The sequence below is a fragment of the Chitinimonas naiadis genome (genome assembly GCF_054780835.1).
On record NZ_BAAGVO010000007.1, the window covers coordinates 308,730 to 329,574 of the forward strand.

Sequence of the window (20,845 nt, forward strand, 5' to 3'; positions counted from 1 at the left end):
TGGGGCTCAGTACTGTACCTTCACGGCATCCTCACCCAGCCAGCCTCGTAGCTCGGCCAGTAACTCATCACGCAAGGTCACGCCCCATTCCTGACCAAGCTGCACGGCGCAGGCAGCGCGTTCGTTGCGATAATCGATGCGTACCGGGCAGGCGCCGCCGGCGAAGGGGGCGACAAGCTTGCGCAACTTGGCCACGTCGCCATTGCCATTGATACCCAGGTTCAGCGAACGGGCAAAGCGGCTGCGCGCTTCGGCCAGGTCCAGAATACGCTCGGCGATAATCCGTAAGCCACCGCCGCCGCCGTAGCTGTCTTCGCTGGCCTTGACCTCCATGACCAGCAAGGCATCTTCCTTCAGCTTGTTGCGGGCTTCTTCATAGGCTTCGGCATACACCATGACATCGCGCTTGGTCGTGGCGTCATCCAGCGTGACAAAGGCCATCTTGCCGCGCTGGCCGATCTTGATCCGGACCTCCATGACCACGCCCGTCACCCATTGCGTCTCCTTGCGCGGCGAGAGGCGGGACAGTTCGGTCTTGGCGAACGGCCGCACGGCGCGCGCCTGCGCGGTAAATGGATGGCCGGAGAGGAAGAAGCCAATGGCGGTTTTTTCCTCCGCCAGCTTGGTCACTTCTTCCCAGCGCGGCACCTCAACCAGTTGCAGCGTGTGCTCCGGTTCCGGTTCGAAGGCATCGAACAGCCCACCCTGGTTGGCATTGGCCGCTGCCTGCTCAGCCGCCTCAAGCGCGAGACCTACCGTTGCCAGCAAGCTGGCACGGTGATCGCAGAGGGCGTCGAATGCACCGCCACGGATCAGTGCCTCGATCACACGTCGGTTGACGATGCGCTTGTCGGTACGGTGGCAAAAGTCGAACAGGTCCTTGAATGGGCCGCCCTGCTGGCGTACCGCGATCAGGTGTTCCACCGCGGCTTCACCGGTGCCCTTGATGGCACCTAGCGCGTAGCGGATCTCGGTGCGCGAGACCGGCAGGAAACGGTAGATGCTGTGATTGACGTCCGGCGGCAGGAACTTGAGCTTGTTGAACAGGCAGTCGTCGTAGAAGAACTGGAGCTGGTCGGTGTTGTCCAGTTCAGTCGACATGGTGGCAGCCATATAGGCCGCGCAGTGATGGGCCTTCAGCCAGGCGGTGTGGTAGGCCACCAGGGCGTAGGCCGCAGCGTGCGACTTGTTGAAGCCGTAGCCCGCGAACTTCTCCATGTAGTCGAAGATTTCGTTGGCCTTGGCCTCGTTGATATTGTTCTTGGCCGCACCTTCCACGAACATAGCGCGCTGGGCGACCATTTCCTCGAGCTTTTTCTTACCCATGGCACGGCGCAGCAAGTCGGCGCCGCCGAGCGAGTAGCCGCCGCATACCTGGGCGGCCTGCATCACCTGTTCCTGGTACACCATGATGCCGTAGGTCGGTGCCAGCACCGGCTCCAGCAGCGGGTGCAGGTATTCGAACTTCTCGCCGTGCATACGGCGGGTAAAGTCCGGGATCAGGTCCATCGGACCCGGGCGATACAAGGCCACGAAGGCGATAATTTCTTCGAACTGCTTGGGCTTGGCGTCCACCAGCATTTTCTTCATGCCGCTGGATTCAAACTGGAACACGGCGGTGGTATTGCCGTTGGCGAAGATCTTGTAGGCGGGGGCGTCATCGAGCGGCAGCTTGGAGACATCAACGTCCTCGCCGCTGAGCTGCTTGATGTACTTCTGCGCCAACTCGATGATGGTCAGGTTACGCAGGCCCAGAAAGTCGAACTTCACCAGGCCGACTTGCTCCACGTCGTCCTTGTCATACTGCGATACCGGCGAAGCATCTTCGCCGCTGGCGATGTACAACGGGCAGAAGTCGGTCAGCTTGCCGGGCGCGATCAACACGCCACCGGCGTGCATGCCGATACCACGGGTCAAGTCTTCCAGCTTCTCGGCCAGCTCCAGCAGTTCGCCCGCATCCTCCGCGTCGATCAATTCCTTGATCTGCGGTTCCATTTCCATGGCCTTGGAGAGCGATACCGGCTTGTTGGCCTCGAGCGGGATCAGCTTGGACAGGCGATCGCACAGAAAGAACGGCAGATCGAGTACGCGGCCGACGTCGCGCACCACGGCCTTGGACGACATGGTGCCGAAGGTCGCGATCTGGCTGACTGCCTCCACGCCGTACTTCTGCCGCGTGTATTCGATCACGCGCCAGCGATTTTCCTGGCAGAAGTCTACGTCGAAGTCGGGCATGGATACCCGCTCCGGGTTCAGGAAGCGCTCGAACAGCAGGGCGTATTTGAGCGGGTCCAGATCGGTAATATTCAGCACATAGGCGACCAGCGATCCAGCACCCGAGCCCCGGCCAGGTCCCACCGGGCAGCCGTTGTTCTTACCCCAATTGATAAAGTCGGCCACGATCAGGAAGTAGCCGGGGAAGCCCATCTTGATGATGGTGTCGCATTCGAACTTCAACCGCGCATCGTATTCCGGCCGGCGCGCTTCGCGCTCTGCCGGGTCCGGATAGAGGTGGGCCAATCGTACTTCGAGTCCGGCCTTGGCCTCCTGGACCAGGAAGTCATCCAGCGTCATGCCCTCAGGCACCGGGAACAGCGGCAGGTAATTCTTGCCGAGCACCACCGTCAGGTTGCAACGGCGGGCGATCTCTACGGTGTTGGCCAATGCCTCCGGGACGTCGTGAAACAGCTCGGCCATTTCATCGGGCGACTTGAAATACTGTTCTTCCGTATACAGCTTGGGCCGACGCTTATCGGCCAGGACATAGCCTTCCGCAATACAGGTACGGGCCTCGTGGGCCTTGAAATCATCGCGATCCAGAAACTGGATGGGGTGGGTGGCGACCACCGGTAGATCCAGCTGGCTGGCCAGATCAAGCGCACCGTTATTGGCGACATCGCACTTGCTGTCGCCAGTGCGTTGCAGTTCAAGGTAGTAGCTGTCAGGGAAATGCTGCGCCCACCAGCGTGCCTGGCTCTCGGCCAGTTCCAGATTGCCACTGAGCACCGCTTGCCCGACGTCGCCCAATTGGGCGCCGGACAGGGCGATCAAATGACGGTTGTCGCCATTTTCCAGCCAGGCGCGTTTGAGCTCGGCCCGACCTCGGTACTGGTTGTGGCGGAAAGCTTCGGTAATTAGCTCACACAGGCGGCCATAACCTTCGCGGTTTTTTGCAATCAGCAGGGCGCGGAAAGGTTTATCACGGTCTTCTTCGTTTTCCAGCCAGACATCGACACCGGCGATGGGCTTGAGACCGCTGCCGCGAGCGGTCTTGTAGTGTTTGACCATGCCAAACAGGTTCATCAGATCACTGATGCCCAGGGCCGGCATGTTGTATTGTTTGGCGCGTTGTACCGCGTCGTCGATGCGGACGATACCGTCGGTAACGGAGTATTCGGAATGCAGGCGGAGATGGATAAAAGCAGGGGACGTCATCCCCCGATTTTACCCGTCGGCAGCCTTGTCAGGGCTGGGGGAGGGCAGAAAAAAGTGGTGTGCGCCCCTGTGGGCGAGGACGTAGGGCGGTGGCAGGCGGTACTAGGCAGTAGGGAGTCGCCGGAATCCACGTTCGCCAGTCGTCGTGGCCTCGGATACCACTACCTGGGTGACCGTCGCGGCGGGTGGGCCGCGATGGCTCCAGGCCACCATCGCCACAACTGCTTCCTCCGAGCCTTCGATCTGCGCTTCGACCGTACCGTCGAATCGATTGCGTACCCAGCCCTGCAAGCCAAACTGCTCGGCCATGTTCTCGAAGGCATAGCGATAACCCACGCCTTGAACCCGACCATGGATCAGCAGGTGGCGACAGATCATGGAGACACTGTCCTTGCTCTCAGGACGGTCGTCAGCAACTGCCGGGCGTCGTCCAGGGATGCCACGATGCGGTGGCCCAAAGCGCGGACTTCATCCGAAGGCGGTTTCATGTCGGGCACTTGGATCGGCGTCATACCGGCGGCGAGAGCTGCCCGCACGCCGGGTTCGGAGTCTTCCAGTACCAGGCAATGTCTGGGGTCCACGCCGAGCAAGCCTGCAGCCTTCAGATAGATATCCGGCGCGGGCTTGGGATGTTCGATATCGCTACCCGTCACCACCACGGGGAAGTACTTGATCAAACCGCTGTGCGAGAGTTTCTGGTCAGCCCGTTCACGGCGGGTCGAGGTGGCAACGGCCTTGGGGATGCCCAGTGCGGTGAGCCATTCCAGCAAGGGTACGATCCCGGGCTTGAGTGGCAGCCCCTGCTCGACCTTCAGGTGATAGAGCTTGTCGGTGGCCAGCGCGATCGACATGGCATCCAGATCCGGCCGACGCGTGCGCAACAGCTCGAAACAGAGCTTCTCATGCAGGCCGACCATGGCATGCAGCAGCTCCTCCTCAAGCTCCGCCCCATGCTGGCGGGTGGCTTCCTGCCAGCAGGCCATGACGGCACTTTCGCTGTCTATCATCAGGCCGTCCATATCGAACAGGACGGCCGCGGGAAGGAAATCAATCTGCATGATTGGGTTTACCTGGCAAGGGCCACTCATGGGCCAGCAGGCCAAAGCAGTCCAGATCGTGGAATTGTCCGCTCCAATAGCCCTGTTGGCGATGCCGGCCCTCCAGGCGGAAGCCCAGCCGTTCGATTAGGCGGATGGAGGCCAGATTGTCGGGATGAATTTCAGCCTGCACGCGATGCAGGTCCATCTCGTCAAAGCCATAGGCCAATACGGCACGCAGGGCCTCACTCATCCAGCCCTGGCCCCAATGGGGTTTGCCCAGTTCATAACCCAGCACGCAATTGCGCCAGCCGCGGTTCCACTTGAACAGGCCGCAACTGCCCAACAACTGGCCGGTATCACGACGGGTGATGCCCCAGCGTATGCCGGGTGTCGGCGCTTTCCGCCATTCGGCAAACAACTCGATCAGTTGCAGGGCCTGCTTGCGGTCCTGGATCGGATCGGCGCCGAACCAGCGCATGGCATCGGTATCCGCATGGATGGCCAGTACGGCATCCGCATCGGCGGGTTTGAGCTCACGTAACAACAACCGGGGGGTGGTCAGTACAGGGAAGGGCATCTGCGTCCGGATAGGGGCGGGAGGCATGATGCGACCCCGGTCGGGCGATGCCGATCGAGGCCGCAGGGGAGTGTGTTAGCTGACGCGCATGCCGGGCTGTGCGCCGCTGTCCGGGTTCAGCAGGTAGATGCCGGGGCCTTCGCCGCTGGCAGCCAGGACCATGCCCTCGCTGATGCCGAACTTCATCTTGCGCGGCGCTAGGTTGGCGACCATGACGGTCATTTTGCCCACCAGGTCTTCCGGTTTGTAGGCCGACTTGATGCCGGAGAACACGTTGCGGGTATGGTCACCCAGGTCCAGGGTCAGCTGCAGCAGCTTCTCTGCGCCTTCAACATGCTTGCAGTCGATGATCTTGGCGATACGCAGGTCGATCTTGCCGAAGTCATCGATATTGATGGTCGGCGCAATCGCTTCGATCGTCGATACGGCGGGTTCTGAGGCGGCGGGCGCTGCGCTTTGCTTGTTGGCTTCTACCATGGCGTCTACTTGCTTGGGATCGATACGGGTCATCAGGTGGGAATATGGCTTGATTTCATGGTTCAGCAGCACGGTTGCGCTGTCGGCCCAGGTCAGTGGGGCAATATTCAGGAAAGCTTCAATGTCGGCGGCCAGTTTAGGCAACACCGGTTTGAGATAGACGGTCAGCAGGCGGAAGGCGTTGATCAGCAGGGAGCAGGCACCATGCAGCTCAGCGGCGCGTTCCTCCTGCTTGGCCAGCTCCCAAGGCTTGACCACGTCTACATACTGGTTGACCTCATCAGCGAGTGCCATGACCAGGCGCTGGGCCTGGCTGTACTCACGGGTTTCCAGCAGATTGGCGACTTCCTCGGCTGCGCCTTGCAGACGGGCGATCAGGGTGTTTTCCGGCAAGGTTGCGGCGAGACGGCCGTTGAACTTCTTGCTGATGAAGCCGGCAGCACGGCTGGCGATATTGATGTACTTGCCAACCAGGTCACTGTTGACGCGCGCAACGAAGTCATCGAGTGCCAGGTCGGCATCTTCGATCTTGCTGTTAAGCTTGGCGGCGTAGTAATAGCGCAGCCATTCGGGGTTCAGGCCGGCATCCAGGTATTCACGGATCGTGATGCCGGTACCGCGCGACTTGGACATCTTCTGGCCGTTGACGGTCAGGAAACCGTGGACGTTCACGGATGTCGGCGTACGGTAGCCGCTGTACTTCAGCATGGCGGGCCAGAACAGGGCATGGAAGTACAGGATGTCCTTGCCGATGAAGTGGTACAGCTCGGTTTCCGAGTCCGGCTTCCACCAGGCGTTGAAATCCTCGCCGATACGATCGAACAGGTTCTTGCAGGAGCCCATGTAGCCGACAGGTGCATCCAGCCAGACATAGAAATACTTGCCAGGTGCGTCAGGGATCTCGAAGCCGAAGTAGGGCGCATCGCGGCTGATATCCCAGTCCTGCAGGCCCGCTTCGAACCATTCGTCCATCTTGTTGGCGGCTTCATGCTGCAGGCGGCCGGTTTCGCGGGTCCAGCCTTTCAGGAAAGCTTCGCAATCGCCCAGCTTGAAGAAGAAGTGCTCGGAGTCGCGCATTTCCGGCGTCGCACCGGATACGACCGAGTACGGGTTCTTCAGGTCCGTCGGGCCATAGGTGGCGCCACAGACTTCGCAGTTGTCGCCGTACTGGTCCTTGGCGTTGCACTTGGGGCAATCGCCCTTCACAAAGCGATCCGGCAGGAACATCTGCTTGACCGGGTCGTACAGCTGGTTGATCACCCGACGGGCAATCTTGTTGTCGTCCTTGAGCTTGCGATAGATGTCGTAAGCCAGTTCCTTGGTTTCTTCCGAATCGGTGGTGTAGTAGTTGTCAAAACCGATCAGGAAGCCCTCGAAGTCCCGCAGTTGCTGGGCGTGCGACTTCTCGACCAGCTCCTTGGGCGTGATGCCCTGCTTCTCGGCGCTGATCATGATGGGCGTACCATGCGTATCCGATGCACACACGTAATAGCAGGTGTGGCCACGCATTTTCTGGAACCTGACCCAGATGTCGGTCTGTACGTGCTCCAGCAAATGACCAAGGTGCAAGGCTGAATTGGCGTAGGGCAGGGCGGAGGTAACGAGGATCTTGCGGGCGGACACGATGGAATCCTGACTGTGAAACGGATACGGAAGCTGCCGATTATAGCCGAACAGCTTAAAATGCCTGCCCTGCCGCTTAACTAAACTGTTGCCGCCGATGTTTGTACAGACGATTGATTACCGTGCCGAAGATGCGCCCAGCCACTTTGTCGCCTCGTTGCGCGAGACGGGCTTTGCCGTCTTGGAGCACCATCCGCTGCCGTTCTCGCTGATTGAAGCCATCTATGGCGAATGGCTGGATTTCTTCAATGGCGATGACAAGCAGCCCTGGCGCTACGATCCTGCACAGCAGGACGGCTGGTTCCCGCCCGATGTATCCGAAACTGCCAAAGGCAGCCGGCAACGGGATCTGAAAGAGTTCTACCATGTGTTCCCTTGGGGACGCATACCGCCGCAGTTGCAGGCCAATGCCGTGGCCTACCACAAGGAGGCCAACAAGCTGGCCGCCGAACTATTGGGCTGGATCGAGGCGGCCTTGCCTGCGGATGTCGCCAGTGGCCTGAGCGAGCCTTTATCCGGCATGATTGCCGAGAGTCCGCAAACGCTGCTGCGGGTGCTGCGTTACCCGCCGCTGGTGGGCGATGAGGCACCGGGTGCCTTGCGTGCCGCCGAGCATGAAGACATCAACCTGATCACGCTTCTGCCGGCAGCCACCGGGCCTGGCCTGGAGGTACGGGATCGCCAGGGTAACTGGCATGCCGTACCGTGCGAACTTGGCGCACTGGTCGTCAACGTTGGCGACATGCTGCAGGAAGCCAGCCGCGGCTGGCTGCCCTCCACGCCGCACCGGGTAGTGAACCCGGTTGGCGAGGCGGCCACCCGCTCCCGCATTTCCCTGCCCTTGTTCCTGCACCCGCGCAACGAGGTCGTGCTGTCCGAGCGGCACACGGCAGGTAGCTATCTGGATGAGCGCCTGCGTGAGCTGGGCGTACGCAAATAATCGATAGGCCGGTTTGTGCCGGCCGTCTGGAGTACTGAAGCATGGCTACCCTCAATGAACTGAATGCCGCACTGGCCCTGTGCGTGGACGAAGATACCGGCCGCGACTATGTGGCCATGCGCGCCGTCCGTGACCTGCAACTGGTCGGTACGGTTGCCAGTGTCACCATTTCGCTGCCGTTCCCGGCCCAAAGCCGCCACGCCGCCATCGCCCAACAGGTGGAAGCCGCCTTGCGTGCCGTAGCCGGTGTCGATACGGCTTCCGTCAAGGTCGAGACCCGTATCGAGGCCCACACGGTGCAGCGTGGTCTCACGCCGTTGCCAGGGGTGAAGAATGTCATCGCCGTTGCCAGCGGCAAAGGCGGCGTGGGCAAATCCACCACCGCGGTCAACCTGGCGCTGGCGCTGGCCGCGGAAGGCGCCAATGTTGGCATTCTGGATGCCGACATCTATGGCCCGTCCCAGCCATTGATGCTCGGCCTGCAAGGCCAGCGTCCGGAATCACCCGACGGCAAGTCCATCCTGCCCATGCGGGCGCACGGTCTGCAGGCCATGTCGATCGGTTTCCTGATCGATGCCGAGCAGCCCATGGTCTGGCGAGGCCCGATGGTGACCCAGGCCTTGATGCAATTGCTGAACGATACCCGCTGGGAGAGCCTCGATTACCTGTTGATCGACCTGCCGCCGGGTACGGGTGATATCCAGCTGACCTTGTCGCAAAAGGTGCCGGTCACCGGTGCCGTGATCGTCACGACGCCACAGGATATTGCCCTGCTCGATGCCCGCAAGGGGTTGAAAATGTTCGAGAAAGTCGGCGTGCCGGTGACGGGTGTGGTGGAAAATATGGCCATGCACATCTGCTCCAACTGCGGCCACGTGGAAGCGATCTTCGGCGAAGGCGGAGGAGGGCGCATGGCTGAAGAAAATGGCATCGAACTCTTGGGCCAACTGCCACTGGAGCTGTCGATCCGCCTCGCTACCGATCAAGGCAAGCCCAGCGTTGCGGCAGAGCCGGACAGCAAGGTCGCTGCGCTTTACAAGGCAATCGCTCGCAAGGTCGCCGTGAAGGTTGGTGAGAAAGCCAAGGATTTCTCGGCTAAGCTGCCGAAAATTGTGATTCAAAATACGTGAGGAACCCTTTCAGGAGCCACAGCTTGGTCCCTGAACGGACAACTCACTCCACGCGGAGTAAGCAATGAGCATCAAATCAGACCGCTGGATACGCCGGATGGCCGAACAGCACGGCATGATCGAACCGTATGAGCCCGGTCAGGTCAAGACAGTCAACGGCGAGCGTATCGTGTCCTATGGTACGTCCAGCTATGGCTACGATATTCGCTGCGCCGACGAGTTCAAGCTGTTCACCAACCTGAATTCGACCGTGGTGGACCCGAAGAACTTCGACCAGAACAGCTTTGTCGATGTGTCCGGCAAAGGCTATTGCATCATCCCGCCGAACAGCTTTGCTTTGGCCCGTACCGTGGAATACTTCCGTATTCCGCGTAACGTACTGACCATCTGCCTCGGCAAATCCACCTACGCCCGTTGCGGCATCATCGTTAACGTCACCCCGTTCGAACCTGAATGGGAAGGCTATGTCACGCTGGAGTTCAGCAACACCACACCGTTGCCTGCCAAAATCTACGCTGGTGAAGGTTGTGCGCAGGTGCTGTTCCTGGAAGCGGATCCTGACGATATTTGCGAAACCTCGTACCGTGATCGTGGTGGCAAGTATCAGGGCCAGGTGGGTGTGACACTGCCGAAGACCTGATTAGCGGCGACGCGATTGAGGCACCAAGAAAGACAGTCTGCATGGGCTGTCTTTCTTGGTAACTTAACTTCGTATAATGTTTATTATGTAAAGTTGTACAGATGGCTACACCGTCGCGTCAAGGCAACACTTGGCTTGTCTGATGGCGGACATATGGTTATGAATTTCCAGACACGAGATCTGAATATTCATAACCGTTTGTCTTCCGCTCTCTGCCGAGGCTCCGCCTGATATATTACTTTCCCGGAGAGATTTTAGGGTCGTCGGGCAGCCTGGCGGCCTCTTCAGGAGAGAGGACTCTATCAGGCGTAAAGAATTTCTGCTCGACGCTCCTCCTTTTTTTACCGTTACACCATGGCTTTACTGGTTTTTCCTTTCCCACCTCTAATTTACCAACATGCTTTAGCACTTCTTTGTATAAAGGGTGCTTTTTGTCCAGCAACAGCATCGCTCCGCTGTGAGTCTGCTCGGAAGGCCACAAATCTAGAGAAATGACCCCTTCTTCGTTAATTGAGGCTACGCCAATATACACGTTCTGCACGCCGCAACCCGCATGTACAGAAGCTGCAAGAACAGTTGCTACTAGTGTTGCTGCATATTTTATATTTAGCATCCCGATCCACCCTGCAAGCAAGCTCCCAGATTGTTCATGTATTCGAACAATTTTGGCCAATCGCTTTTAAATTTTTGATCCTTCCCAGCATATCTTGAGAAGCTTTCCGCAAAAGTTTCACTGCGACTATCTCTAAAATAGCTACGGATATCACTTCTATAATAGAAGTCATTGGAAACGGCAACCCTAAACGCTTTGCGGTTTGATAGCTCTCCTCCTCTGTCAATTGAATGGCCGAACTCATGAAAGAAAAGGTCATGGCTGCCATGCTGATATTTTCCCGACGTGGAAACCACAAGCGCCCTTGGACTTTTCCCTCCAGCTTCCGCCACCGGGAAGTCAATATAACCACCTGGAATTTTGTCCCAAGTTACATTTCCCCAGCCTCGGGCTACCGTATTCGTGAGGCTAGGAAAAGCATCTGCAACAGAATCTTTTGTAATGATCAGTTGGTTTCCAAGCTCTTGGAATCTATTTTTGTATACGTCCGGAAGAGCGTCAAATTTTGCGCGAATTGATGCTGCTGTTTCATATTTTTTGCTTATATCTCCAGGAGGGGCTGCATTACCAGAGCCCGCATTGACTTCTGTACTGCTGCCGTCTTCGCGAACTACTTGTACGTAACCGTCGCCGACTCTAATCTCTTTGACATCCTTTGCGCTCATTCCTTCCAAATCTTTTTTACACTCGGCGTTTCCCTTGCAAATCCCATCGACAGGATCTGGCACTGGCAGGTCTTTCGGGTCGCGCTTGCTTGGGTCATCTTTGTCTCCACCCAACCAAATCTCTTCCGCTCCTCCTCCAAAGGCGGGAATGGCCAAAAAACCAGTTGGATCTGTTAAGTTAGTAGGATTGTTCCAAACATAAGTGTAGCGGTTATAGCTTTGGCTATGCTCTGGATCCTGAATCAAAGGATCTGGACTAATAAATCGTGTTATGAGCGGGTCATACACACGACCATTCATGTGCACCAAATCTAACTGGTCCAACATCTCGTGGCCGGTAAAGCCCTTGTTGTCGATTCGACCATCAAGGCCATCAGTGGCGACGCTACCGTTCAAATTCCGGCGCTTGCCCCAAGCATCGTAAGCTAGACGCTCGATTAAATCGCCGGACTCATTGCTGATACCGATGACACTACCCAATCGGTCCGTGTGGGTCCAGTTTAGTTTAGTCGTCTGACCTGGCTCATCAATCTCAACGCCAAGCCCTGCCGGCCAATAGGTTTTGACAGTGTCATTGCCGTTCTTGGTTTCCACCTCCATCGCACCCGCATAGAGGATGTCTGTGCCATCACTCTTATGTTGCCGAGTACGTTGATGTTCTGGTCCGTAGACAAAGCTACTCCAAGCTCCCGTATTGTCATCACAACTGCTGCCGCCCTTGTTGATGCGGCGTGGCATATCAAAGCCGTTCCAACAAAGCGTGCGGCCAGCCCCCTCTGTTAGGTTTCCGTTTTGGTCATATGTGAAGGTACCAACACCAGGTACGCTACTGACCGCGTGGGGCAATCGGCCGCCACTATTGGGGTAGACATAGTTACCCGTTCCCACGCCAGTCTTACTGACGATGTTGCCGATTTCGTTGTAGGTAAACGTCTGCGCCTGGCTGGACTGGCCTACCACCTCGCTGTACTCCAAGCGATTGATCCGGTCGTAGTTAAATAGCTCCTGGAAGCCACCTTGGTCCCAGAACTGACTGCGTTGCTTGACGTTGCCAACAGCATCGTATTGATACGCTTCTTTTAGCCGCAGCGCGTCCGGTGCCAACGTAAGATCAGCTTCAAACAAGCGGCCAGAATACCGATTAAAGAGGCGATTGATCTGTAGCCGGTTCCCTAGGGCCGCATTGACAACCCGATTCGAAGCATCCTGAGCGGTGCTTTCCCACAGCAGACTGCCATTTCGCTCAATGCGATGCTGATAGCCGAGTTCGTTGTACTTGAAATCAAAAACCTTCGCCGCCGAGCCGCCGCGTTGCTGCTGTTGCTGCGTCACAAGGCCGCGGTTGTCATACGTCGTCGTGGAGGTATAAGTATCAGTGCCGAATTTGATCGTCGTTGCTTTGGGCCTGCCGAGATCCTCGTAGGTATGGGTACGGATGTAGTCCTTCGATGAGGAAGTGCCGGTATAGGCCTCGACCACCTGACCACAGCTCTTGGTGATCGCACACCCCCCGCTGACCTGGCCATAGACCCAATGGCTTTCCAGATCACCCTCGTCATAGCGAGCAGTCATCCGCCCCAAGTCATCGAATTCCATGCGTGTTGACTTGCCCGCGGCCAGCTGGGTTGGACTGACTTGTTTCAATGTTTGGCCCAGCGGATCAACCGTGTAGGTAATCGTGCCCAGGTCTGGGTCTCGCAACTCCTTTTTGCGACCCAAGTCATCGTAGACAACGGTGACGGCATTACCCTTATGGTCGGTAACGGTAGTCAAATTACCGAAGGCGTCATGGTCGTACTTTGTGGTAATGACGGTGCCCGCGTTATCACAACACAGCTCAACCTTCTCCAGTTGGCCGACAATATTGCGGTACTCAGTCTTTTTCTGCTTGAGCGGGTTTTCATAAGCTGTTACTGGGCCGCTATAAGTCGTGATGGAGACTCTTCCTACTCCCCCGTCATCGTAGGTTGTCGTCTTCTGTATGCGGTTGAGTTGGTCATAGCTTAGCGTCGAGCCCCGTTCCGGGGTCTCACCCTTGAAGAATGGCTGGTAAGTCGTTGACACACGATCTTGGCTATCAAATTCGCTCTGCGTATAAATCTCGCGCCCATCAAAGCCCCAGCTTTGGGAGCCGACAGTTCGCCCAAGCTTGTCGGCAAAAACTAGACTTGGTACAGCGATACGCTCTGTACTTTTGTAGCTCTCTGTAATTGCCACTTGATTTGCCCCAGAAATTGGACAGGCGGCCATGCACTGCTTACGATAGTAGAAGGTTTCCGTGATGTGAGGAGTGCCCGCAGCGCGTATCTCGCGGGTGCGTCGACCAAAACCATCTATATCCCAGCTCGTGGTTACATTGTTAGAGTCGGTAACAGAAGTTTGAACACCGGTCCGGCTGTCGTAGGTGCGAGTCTCAATATGATCGAGCGCATTCTTGATCCAGACCGGGAAGCGGTACATGTTGTCATAGCCAGTCTCGTTCAACTTGCGACTCTTGTCTTTACTACTAATCGGATCGCGCCAGTACTGAGTGCGCCTGCTTATTAACCCGACTGGGTTATCACGCGCATACACCGTCTTAAGCTGAAGTTCAACGTTGCCCGGTTCGATTGTTTCGGTATACAGCCGCCCCTTGCTGTCGTATTCAAAAGATGTATGTCGCGTCTGCTGACCCGCTGGCGATTGCTTAGTAAGTGCAACGTTACGAAGCACACCCAGTCGCCAAGTGCCAGGATCGTTGTCGTAACCATTGATTGTTCGAGTTAGAAACTGGCGACCATCGGCACCCACGGCAAGCACATCTACTTGGGTTGGGTTGCCATAGTTATCCTCGAACTTCGTCGTCGTGGTCGTCTTGCCTACGTAAGAACCGCCATAATCCCGGCGCTCGCTCACGCTGCTTGCCACGTAAACAAATGAGGTCTGCCCGTGGAGCTGCGGAATCACTTTCTCGGCGAACGTGCTCTCTGTTTCCTCCAACGCCGTTCCGTCGGACATGACGGTACGATGTTGCAACATGCCTACGTAAGGCCAGTCCTGACGATATACCTCAGTAGTACGCATTGCTACTTCTGACAGTTGTACTGTACGGCTTGCCATACCCACGCTACCACGGCCTGAGAGGTCAAGCGCCGCGTCAGCATAGCTGTAACTGTGCTCTCTATACCCGCTAACTGCTCCGTAGTCGAATTGCAGGCGGGATACCAACTGCCCTGGGTTAGCAATTGGCCTCAATGGATAGCTATATGTTTTCCCCTGGCTCTGTTGGAAGGCACCGCTACTCGCATATTTGGCACGTTGCTCGTGACCAAAGCCATTTTTGACACGAACAATTCGATCCAACCCATCATCGACATTTGGAGTGAAGAGTTCCCAGTGAGGGTCATCCGTGCCACCGATATAGGTCGCCATTTCCAGGCGTCCCTCACCCGTGAAGTCGCCTGCCATCGTGGCATTGGGAATACCTGGCTTGGAGGTAAACCAAGACGAGGGGGCACTCCCCTCGGTACAAGTGAACTTGTCGCCAAACAGACTGCAAGTACCCGCGTTGTAGAGCCACTGTATAGCGCCATTACCGAAGGCGTCACCGAACGCCATGGACTCATTCAGATTGGGGAGGCCGCCAGTTGTCAAACGGCAATCAAGGCTCGTTCCAGTTCCGTAGCATATCCCTCGTGGTGTACCTAGCTCCGGCTGACTGCGATCCACAAAGGGGTAGTCCAGATAGCCATCACCGTTAATGTCTACAACTAGCGAAGTCTGCCTTACGGTTGCAATCGTATCGAGCAATCCAGATACAGTTGGAGAGACAGTTGAAACCGGGTTGCAATCGAAGCCGTCCTTCCCTGTAAGACAGAGATCTCCGGTCGCAAACATATAGTCCGCAATACCATCACCATCAAAATCACTGCTTGCGCGTTCAACGTTGTTACGTACCCAAACGCCGTCAATGTCATCAGACATGATGCGTGCTTTGATTTTGTCGACATTGCGCCAAGGTTTACAAGTTACGCTCTGGCCAATGACGTTGCAGCGCTGACCTCCATTCAGCGTCAGCAGCATCTCACTCTTACCGTCGCCATCAACATCTGCAACGATGTCCGAGAACAGTTCCTCAGGTCCAAGATTGATCTCTGGGTCGCAACCCAGTGTTGCGGCATCTGCTCGACCGTTCACCCGGCAACGCAAAATCGCGAACTGGTTTCGTTCGTTTTCTGCGTCCCAGCTGACGCGTGGCCACAGAAGCTCGGGTCGACCATCACCATCAAAATCACTGATGATGGGCATGTAGATTTTCGACGCGGTACCCGAATACGTATAAGGGAGCGTCGGGAGTGTAGCGGGGGTCTGAAGCTTCACAAAGTTGGAACCCGTCGACAGGAAAATTCCGTCGCGAGCAACAATGTCGGACTTTCCGTCGCCATTCAGATCGACGACGGAAATTGACCCCTCGAAACTCTTATCCAGTAGTCCCGAGGCACCTTGTTTCAATGGAATACTGGGTCCCTGCCAACGTCCGAGCCCAACGTAGCTGATATTCGAAGCATTGCCCCAGTCAAATTGGGTAGCAGGCAAACAGTTATCCTGAGCATCACAAGCCTGTACCGATACCAATCGACTACGATAGCTGGTTGGGCTTTGGTCATAGGCAAGTCGATATTGCAATGCCTGAACGCCACGCGAACCATCTGGTTCCGTATCGGTAAACGATGTTACTTGACGCAAACGTTGGCGTTGATCCACATGACTGCCAAATAAATATGCAATACCAGTATCGGGGCGTTCTGCATTGGGATCTGCATCTGTGCCGTAGGCAAACTCAACTTTGCCATAATGGCTTAATCCCGCTGCGCTGTTGCCCCCCCAGCGAATCGCTTTCGGGGTGTGTTCCCCAGTCGAGGCATTCTCGTTGTACTCGTAGTCAATGGCATTCCCCGAACGATCTTCGGTGTGATGCAATGCCCAGCGCCAAGCAAGGCCATCGGCTCTTCCTTGTCCTTCTACATAGCTATCGGCGGTATCACCGTAGAAAAGTGTCTGTCCGCCCTTTGTCAGAATCTTGAAGCTCCGCTTTCCATTGGTGACCTGAGCAAGGATTCGACTAAATCCTTCGCGTTCGGTGCGATATTCCGCGCCATCCGACCAATAGTTCGCATTGCTCAACGGAAGGTTGATCAAAATCAAACGCTGCCCATCTAAGCAAAGTCGATCAGCCGTATTAAATCGAACAGCTCCTGCCGCACCATCGATGGCGATGCTCTGCGAACAACGAGTGATAGAAGACAGGCCGTTTAGCGCCCAGCCGATACCTAAAAGGCCATTCTTACTTTGGCTGCTATAGGCCAAATTGAGCGACGGCACCATCTGGCCCGTGCCCGGTGGCAACGTAAGAGGGATTTCGTAGGTGGCCGCACCGTTAGGCGTTGAATCGAGCGTGCCGGGGAGAGTGCCCGCGTCAGGGTTACGCAAATATGGCGTGACCAAATTGGCAAGCGTCACCCCCGTGCCAGCAGGGATTACCGTCAATTGCTTGTTAGAGGTCACAATCTCCGCTCCCCCCGTCGCATAAGCCGTTGCGACCAGCGAATACGTCCCGGCCGGCACAGCAGTCCAGGTATAGCGCCAAGCACCTGCACTAAAGACAGCATCACCTATACTTGCGCCGTTCTGCTGCGTGAACTTCACACTGGCCACGGCAGGCGTGGTGGCCCCTACGGTCACTGCCAATTCAATGTTGGCACCTGCTTGATAGCTTGTGCCAGCACTTGGACTGGTCCAGCCTATCGGGCTTGTACTGGCATCCCCATCCACAAAGACCTGCCGCTCTGCGGAATACAACGTGGTATTGCCCTGCCGCACCATTGCCTGGATACGGTATGGCGTGGTGCGGCCGGAGACGTCAGTGCGGCGGGCGTAGTAGGCGCCCTCCTCCGTGTCCTTGACGCCGTCTACCCATGTCTGTCCTTCGTCGAAGAAGAACTTCACCTCATCATACGAACCAGTGCCATTGCTGATCTTGGCTTTGGCAAAGATATCGGCCTTACCGGCGTAATGGCTCTGGTCAGCCGGGGTGGTCAGCGCAATGCGCAAGCTACCTGGCATGGTGCAGGTGTTATCCGCGCAAGGCAGTACGATGCTTTGTGTCTGTGCCGCGTTCTGTGCCACAGCATAGATTGGTGCACCCGCGAATGAACTGGTGTAAGCGCTAAGGTCGATGCGGAAGCGATGAGCCGTAGTCGTGCCACAGGAAGCAAATACACCTTTGTCGAACTCTTCCGCGAGATTCGCGACGGCATTTCCAATCAGGGTGCCGCCTGTGCTGGACGGAAAATTGGCGAACAGCTGAATGTTGATTCCCGCCTCTACGCCCTTCTCGCAAGCCCAGCCTATCAACTCCGGCTTGTCCGCCGTGTTGATGCGCACCCCCTGTGCTTGGCCACCTAGCTGATTTGCGGGATTGACGATATTGACCAGTACTGGCGTGGAGTCCTGATAGTTGCCCTGGCTATCGGTCGCCCGCAGCATGAATTGATAGGCGCCCGCCGAGACGGTCAAGCTCTTGCTGTAGGCCAGGCTGGCGGCGTTACCGGTTACGGTATCGACCGGTACTGGCTCGTAGCCCGAACCGGGATTACGGAAAAGCTCCAGTTTCACGACGTTACCGTCGCTGTCGCTGGCCGAGCCCTGGAAATTCACCGACGCCGAGGCCGCGCTGACGTTGTTATTGCTGGCCTTCAGTGTGACAGTCGGCTTGACACCAACGGGAACCGAAACCTTGAACGGTATGGTCTTGGTAACCTTGTAGCCAACATTGTCGGTTGCCTCCAGATAAAGGGAATAGTCCCCTACCGGCAATGAGCGAGTGTCATCAAAGCTCGCGTAACCGCTCTCGGCCAATACTGAGCCGTTCAGCTTCACAAGCAGGCTGATGATGCTGCCGCTCGGTGATTCCGCCTTGGCGAAAAGGCGCACTGAGGCTTGGCCTCCGCTCACAACTTTGAAGTCCTGGTCGACTTGCGGGGACGTGACCGTGAGGGTGGGCGGGCGATTGATATTCACCCAGATAAACGCGGGGTCCAAAGGCCCCAAGCCCTTGTTGTCCGTTGCCGTCAAGCCAACAATGTAGACATTAGGATCCAGCGTGAGCGTACCTTCAAAGGTGTCACCACTCATGTAGGAAACAGGTGCCTGCTGCGCTGTTGGTGGAGCACCATTTACCAGTAGTTGAATACCTGCAATCGTCCCATCGGGATCGGTAGCTTTGCCCTTAACCGTAAAGGTGTAGGGGCCACTCGAAGTTTGTGTGATGGATCCTGCTGGCTGGATGAAGCTGACTGTGGGCCGTTGGTTCTGTGCTGTCACCCTGATGGTGAACGGGTCCGAGTTTTTGGATAAACCGTTCTCGGTATACGCCCGGATATACACCACATGGTCGCCCACGCTCAGATTGGTGAGCAGGGTATCGTTACGCTGGGTATTGATCGGATAGGGCTCAGCCGTCTGCGAATAGCTGACGCTATAAGTCTGCCACTTAAGGATGTTCTCGCCTTCTCGCAGCTCGACTCTATTGACGGCATCGCGGTTTGAAGTCGCCTGGACGGTAAAGGCAATGCCAGCACTCAGAGTACCGCCTGCGGAGGCATCCCCTCCGGTGGTGGTCGGTGCTACCGACACGAAATTGACACCCATCCCGGTGTTTAAACTGATGTTTGGTTGGGCACTCTTGGTGGATGCGCCTGCGTTGTCACGCGCAATGGCGTAGATCGAATAGCTACCAGTGGCGTAACCGGCGGTATTCCACACGTAGACGTAGTGATTGTTGGTGCCCGTAGTTACCGTGCCGAGAACGGTATCCTGGTTGCTGGGATTGACCAGATGAAACTCGACGCTTGCGACGGAAACGTCATCTGTCGCCGTCACATCAATTGAAACGCGGTCACCTACCAACTTGTTGCCGGTATCAGCAACTATGCTGACAACGGGGGGCGGGTTGGTTGGCGCCGGGGTAACAGTGACAGTGATGGCGTTGCTCAGTGCACTAAGACCACCATTGTCTGTAGCGCGGACCCGTAGGGTGTGGGTGCCCACGGCCAGATTGACGCTCTGATTAACGGACGGGCCATTACCGTAGGCGATCTGGGTGCTGCCATCCACTACTTCGGTCAGAACTATCGCACCATCTGTATCGGCGCCATAGCCAGTCACAGTGAGGGTAGCATTACCATTGGCAGCGGCTTGAATCGTGATGTTGCTGGTCGGACTTGCCCACGAAGCCGTTGGCGGGACATTCGGCACGATGGCGCTGACAGTGACCGAGATGGCCGAGCTGTAGCCGTAGTCGCCGCTATCATCTTTGGCGCGTAATTGCAGGCTGTGGTTGCCAACCGCGAGGGTCAGGGTGCCGGATATTGAATTGGTGGTGACGGTCCGCTGCGGTTGGCCGTTATCAAATAACACCAGCTCAACGACCGAACCATCGGTATCTGCGCCCGAGCCGCTATACGGTACGGACGCACTTGTCCCTGCTGTTACCGAATAGCTGGAAGCCGGCCCCGAGAGGCTTGCCGTTGGCACCTTTTGATCAATGGTTGTTACCGGCGGCTCGGTAAAGTTGGCGGTACCGCCAGGGCCTGTAGCAGTCCATATACAGCTGGAGGGATAGCCAACCCAAGCTTTGCTGGCGACCGAAGTGCTGCTGTTGTTGACGCCTGAAACCGTACCACCACCATTAAATCCAGTCCCACTGGCTATGCAGCTGTAAGAGACCGACGTTGCGTTGCTGGTAGTCCACGTCACCGTAGCATTCTTGGTAGCGACCATCGGGGATGGGGTGCGGGAGATGGAGATCGTCGGCTGGGGGATCGCCTGCCCAACTGTAACCACAATGGGACTCGATATTCCAACGCCAGAATGGCGATACGAAGTCGTCGCACTGTAGTTGATGTCGTAAGCACGGGCGGTAAACGTGTAGGTACCGGCGGGCAAGCTACTCACACTAAAGCCGTAGCTGGGTTGGGCGCCAGACAGCGTCGCTATCAAGCTCCCGTCGCGGTAGAGCTCGACTTTGGAGATGGGCTTGTCAGCCCATTCGTCGTAGGCATAGACGCTGAAATTGACGCTGGCGGGTGCGGATACCGAGATATTCCCGGTTGGGGAGGTGAAGCTGACGGTAGGTGGCGCGCAGTTCCAGGAATCGTCGCACCCGGCCATGGCCGGTGCACTGAGAAGCAGCAATAAGACGCCTATCCATAATGCGGCAACAGCATGCCAAGAACGTTGAACAAACGTACCCACAACGTATGCATGGCGCATACGCCCTCCCCGATTAATTGTTCGCATCAAATTGTGGTCAGGACTGCGATCGAGCGCAGTCGCTGAAACCACTTCTCGCAGAGATCTTCCTTATCCCTACGTTTTTTGGGCTTAGTCGACTGTTAGTACATCAGTACAAACTGAAGCCGGCGGGATACTAGAGGAGCTTTTGAGAGGGCCGCATCCCCCAAATGGATGAAACTGGTGTTTTACCAACACAGAAATCGCGACTGTGCAAATTCGCCTGTTTTTCCGAGTTTGGGTAACGATGTGCCGTGAGCTCCTCTGCTAGACTCGCGCCGCATCATGATTCCCGCATTAACCCGTAGCGACGGGCTAAAGCGGCATTCATGCGAATGACTAAAACAATCCAGCAGAGGGAGCGGCACATGC

General features: G+C 56.7%; 10 protein-coding genes. 3 read left to right on the forward strand and 7 right to left on the reverse strand.

Annotated elements, in window-relative coordinates; all coding sequences use genetic code 11:
* Window positions 1–6 precede the first annotated feature (6 nt).
* The 5 genes from dnaE to metG form a co-directional block, all read right to left on the reverse strand.
* On the reverse strand, window positions 7–3,435 hold the full coding sequence (dnaE, locus tag ACYVHK_RS21795) for a DNA polymerase III subunit alpha (protein WP_460536540.1): 3,429 nt from the start codon (window positions 3,433–3,435) through the stop codon (window positions 7–9).
* A 102-nt stretch (window positions 3,436–3,537) separates the two neighbouring features.
* Window positions 3,538–3,813, reverse strand: a complete 276-nt coding sequence (locus ACYVHK_RS21800; protein ID WP_460536542.1) for an acylphosphatase — start codon at window positions 3,811–3,813, stop codon at window positions 3,538–3,540.
* The gene (locus ACYVHK_RS21805; protein WP_460536545.1) at window positions 3,810–4,493 is read right to left on the reverse strand and encodes an HAD family hydrolase; all 684 of its coding nucleotides are present in this window, start codon (window positions 4,491–4,493) and stop codon (window positions 3,810–3,812) included. The genes ACYVHK_RS21800 and ACYVHK_RS21805 overlap by 4 nt, the downstream gene beginning before the upstream one ends.
* Entirely contained in the window at window positions 4,483–5,079 is a 597-nt protein-coding gene (locus tag ACYVHK_RS21810) for a GNAT family N-acetyltransferase (RefSeq protein ID WP_460536547.1), read from the reverse strand. Before ACYVHK_RS21810 ends, ACYVHK_RS21805 begins: the two co-directional genes overlap by 11 nt.
* Window positions 5,080–5,127: 48 nt before the next feature.
* Entirely contained in the window at window positions 5,128–7,155 is a 2,028-nt protein-coding gene (gene metG / locus ACYVHK_RS21815) for a methionine--tRNA ligase (RefSeq protein ID WP_460537086.1), read from the reverse strand.
* A 94-nt stretch (window positions 7,156–7,249) separates the two neighbouring features.
* Between metG and ACYVHK_RS21820 the strand changes: the two genes are divergently transcribed.
* From ACYVHK_RS21820 to dcd, 3 genes are all read left to right on the forward strand, one after another.
* On the forward strand, window positions 7,250–8,092 hold the full coding sequence (locus tag ACYVHK_RS21820; protein WP_460536549.1) for an isopenicillin N synthase family oxygenase: 843 nt from the start codon (window positions 7,250–7,252) through the stop codon (window positions 8,090–8,092).
* Window positions 8,093–8,133: 41 nt separating this feature from the next.
* On the forward strand, window positions 8,134–9,222 hold the full coding sequence (gene apbC, locus ACYVHK_RS21825; RefSeq protein WP_460536551.1) for an iron-sulfur cluster carrier protein ApbC: 1,089 nt from the start codon (window positions 8,134–8,136) through the stop codon (window positions 9,220–9,222).
* Window positions 9,223–9,286: 64 nt separating this feature from the next.
* Window positions 9,287–9,862, forward strand: a complete 576-nt coding sequence (gene dcd / locus ACYVHK_RS21830; protein ID WP_460536554.1) for a dCTP deaminase — start codon at window positions 9,287–9,289, stop codon at window positions 9,860–9,862.
* Between the two features lie 235 nt (window positions 9,863–10,097).
* Here dcd and ACYVHK_RS21835 read toward each other — a convergent pair whose 3' ends face one another.
* Both ACYVHK_RS21835 and ACYVHK_RS21840 read right to left on the reverse strand, forming a co-directional pair.
* Window positions 10,098–10,475, reverse strand: a complete 378-nt coding sequence (locus ACYVHK_RS21835) for a hypothetical protein (RefSeq protein ID WP_460536556.1) — start codon at window positions 10,473–10,475, stop codon at window positions 10,098–10,100.
* Window positions 10,469–20,452 carry an Ig-like domain-containing protein gene (locus tag ACYVHK_RS21840; protein WP_460536558.1) on the reverse strand — a complete coding sequence of 3,328 codons (9,984 nt, stop codon included), beginning with the start codon at window positions 20,450–20,452 and terminating at the stop codon, window positions 10,469–10,471. The genes ACYVHK_RS21835 and ACYVHK_RS21840 overlap by 7 nt, the downstream gene beginning before the upstream one ends.
* Between the last annotated feature and the right edge of the window lie 393 nt (window positions 20,453–20,845).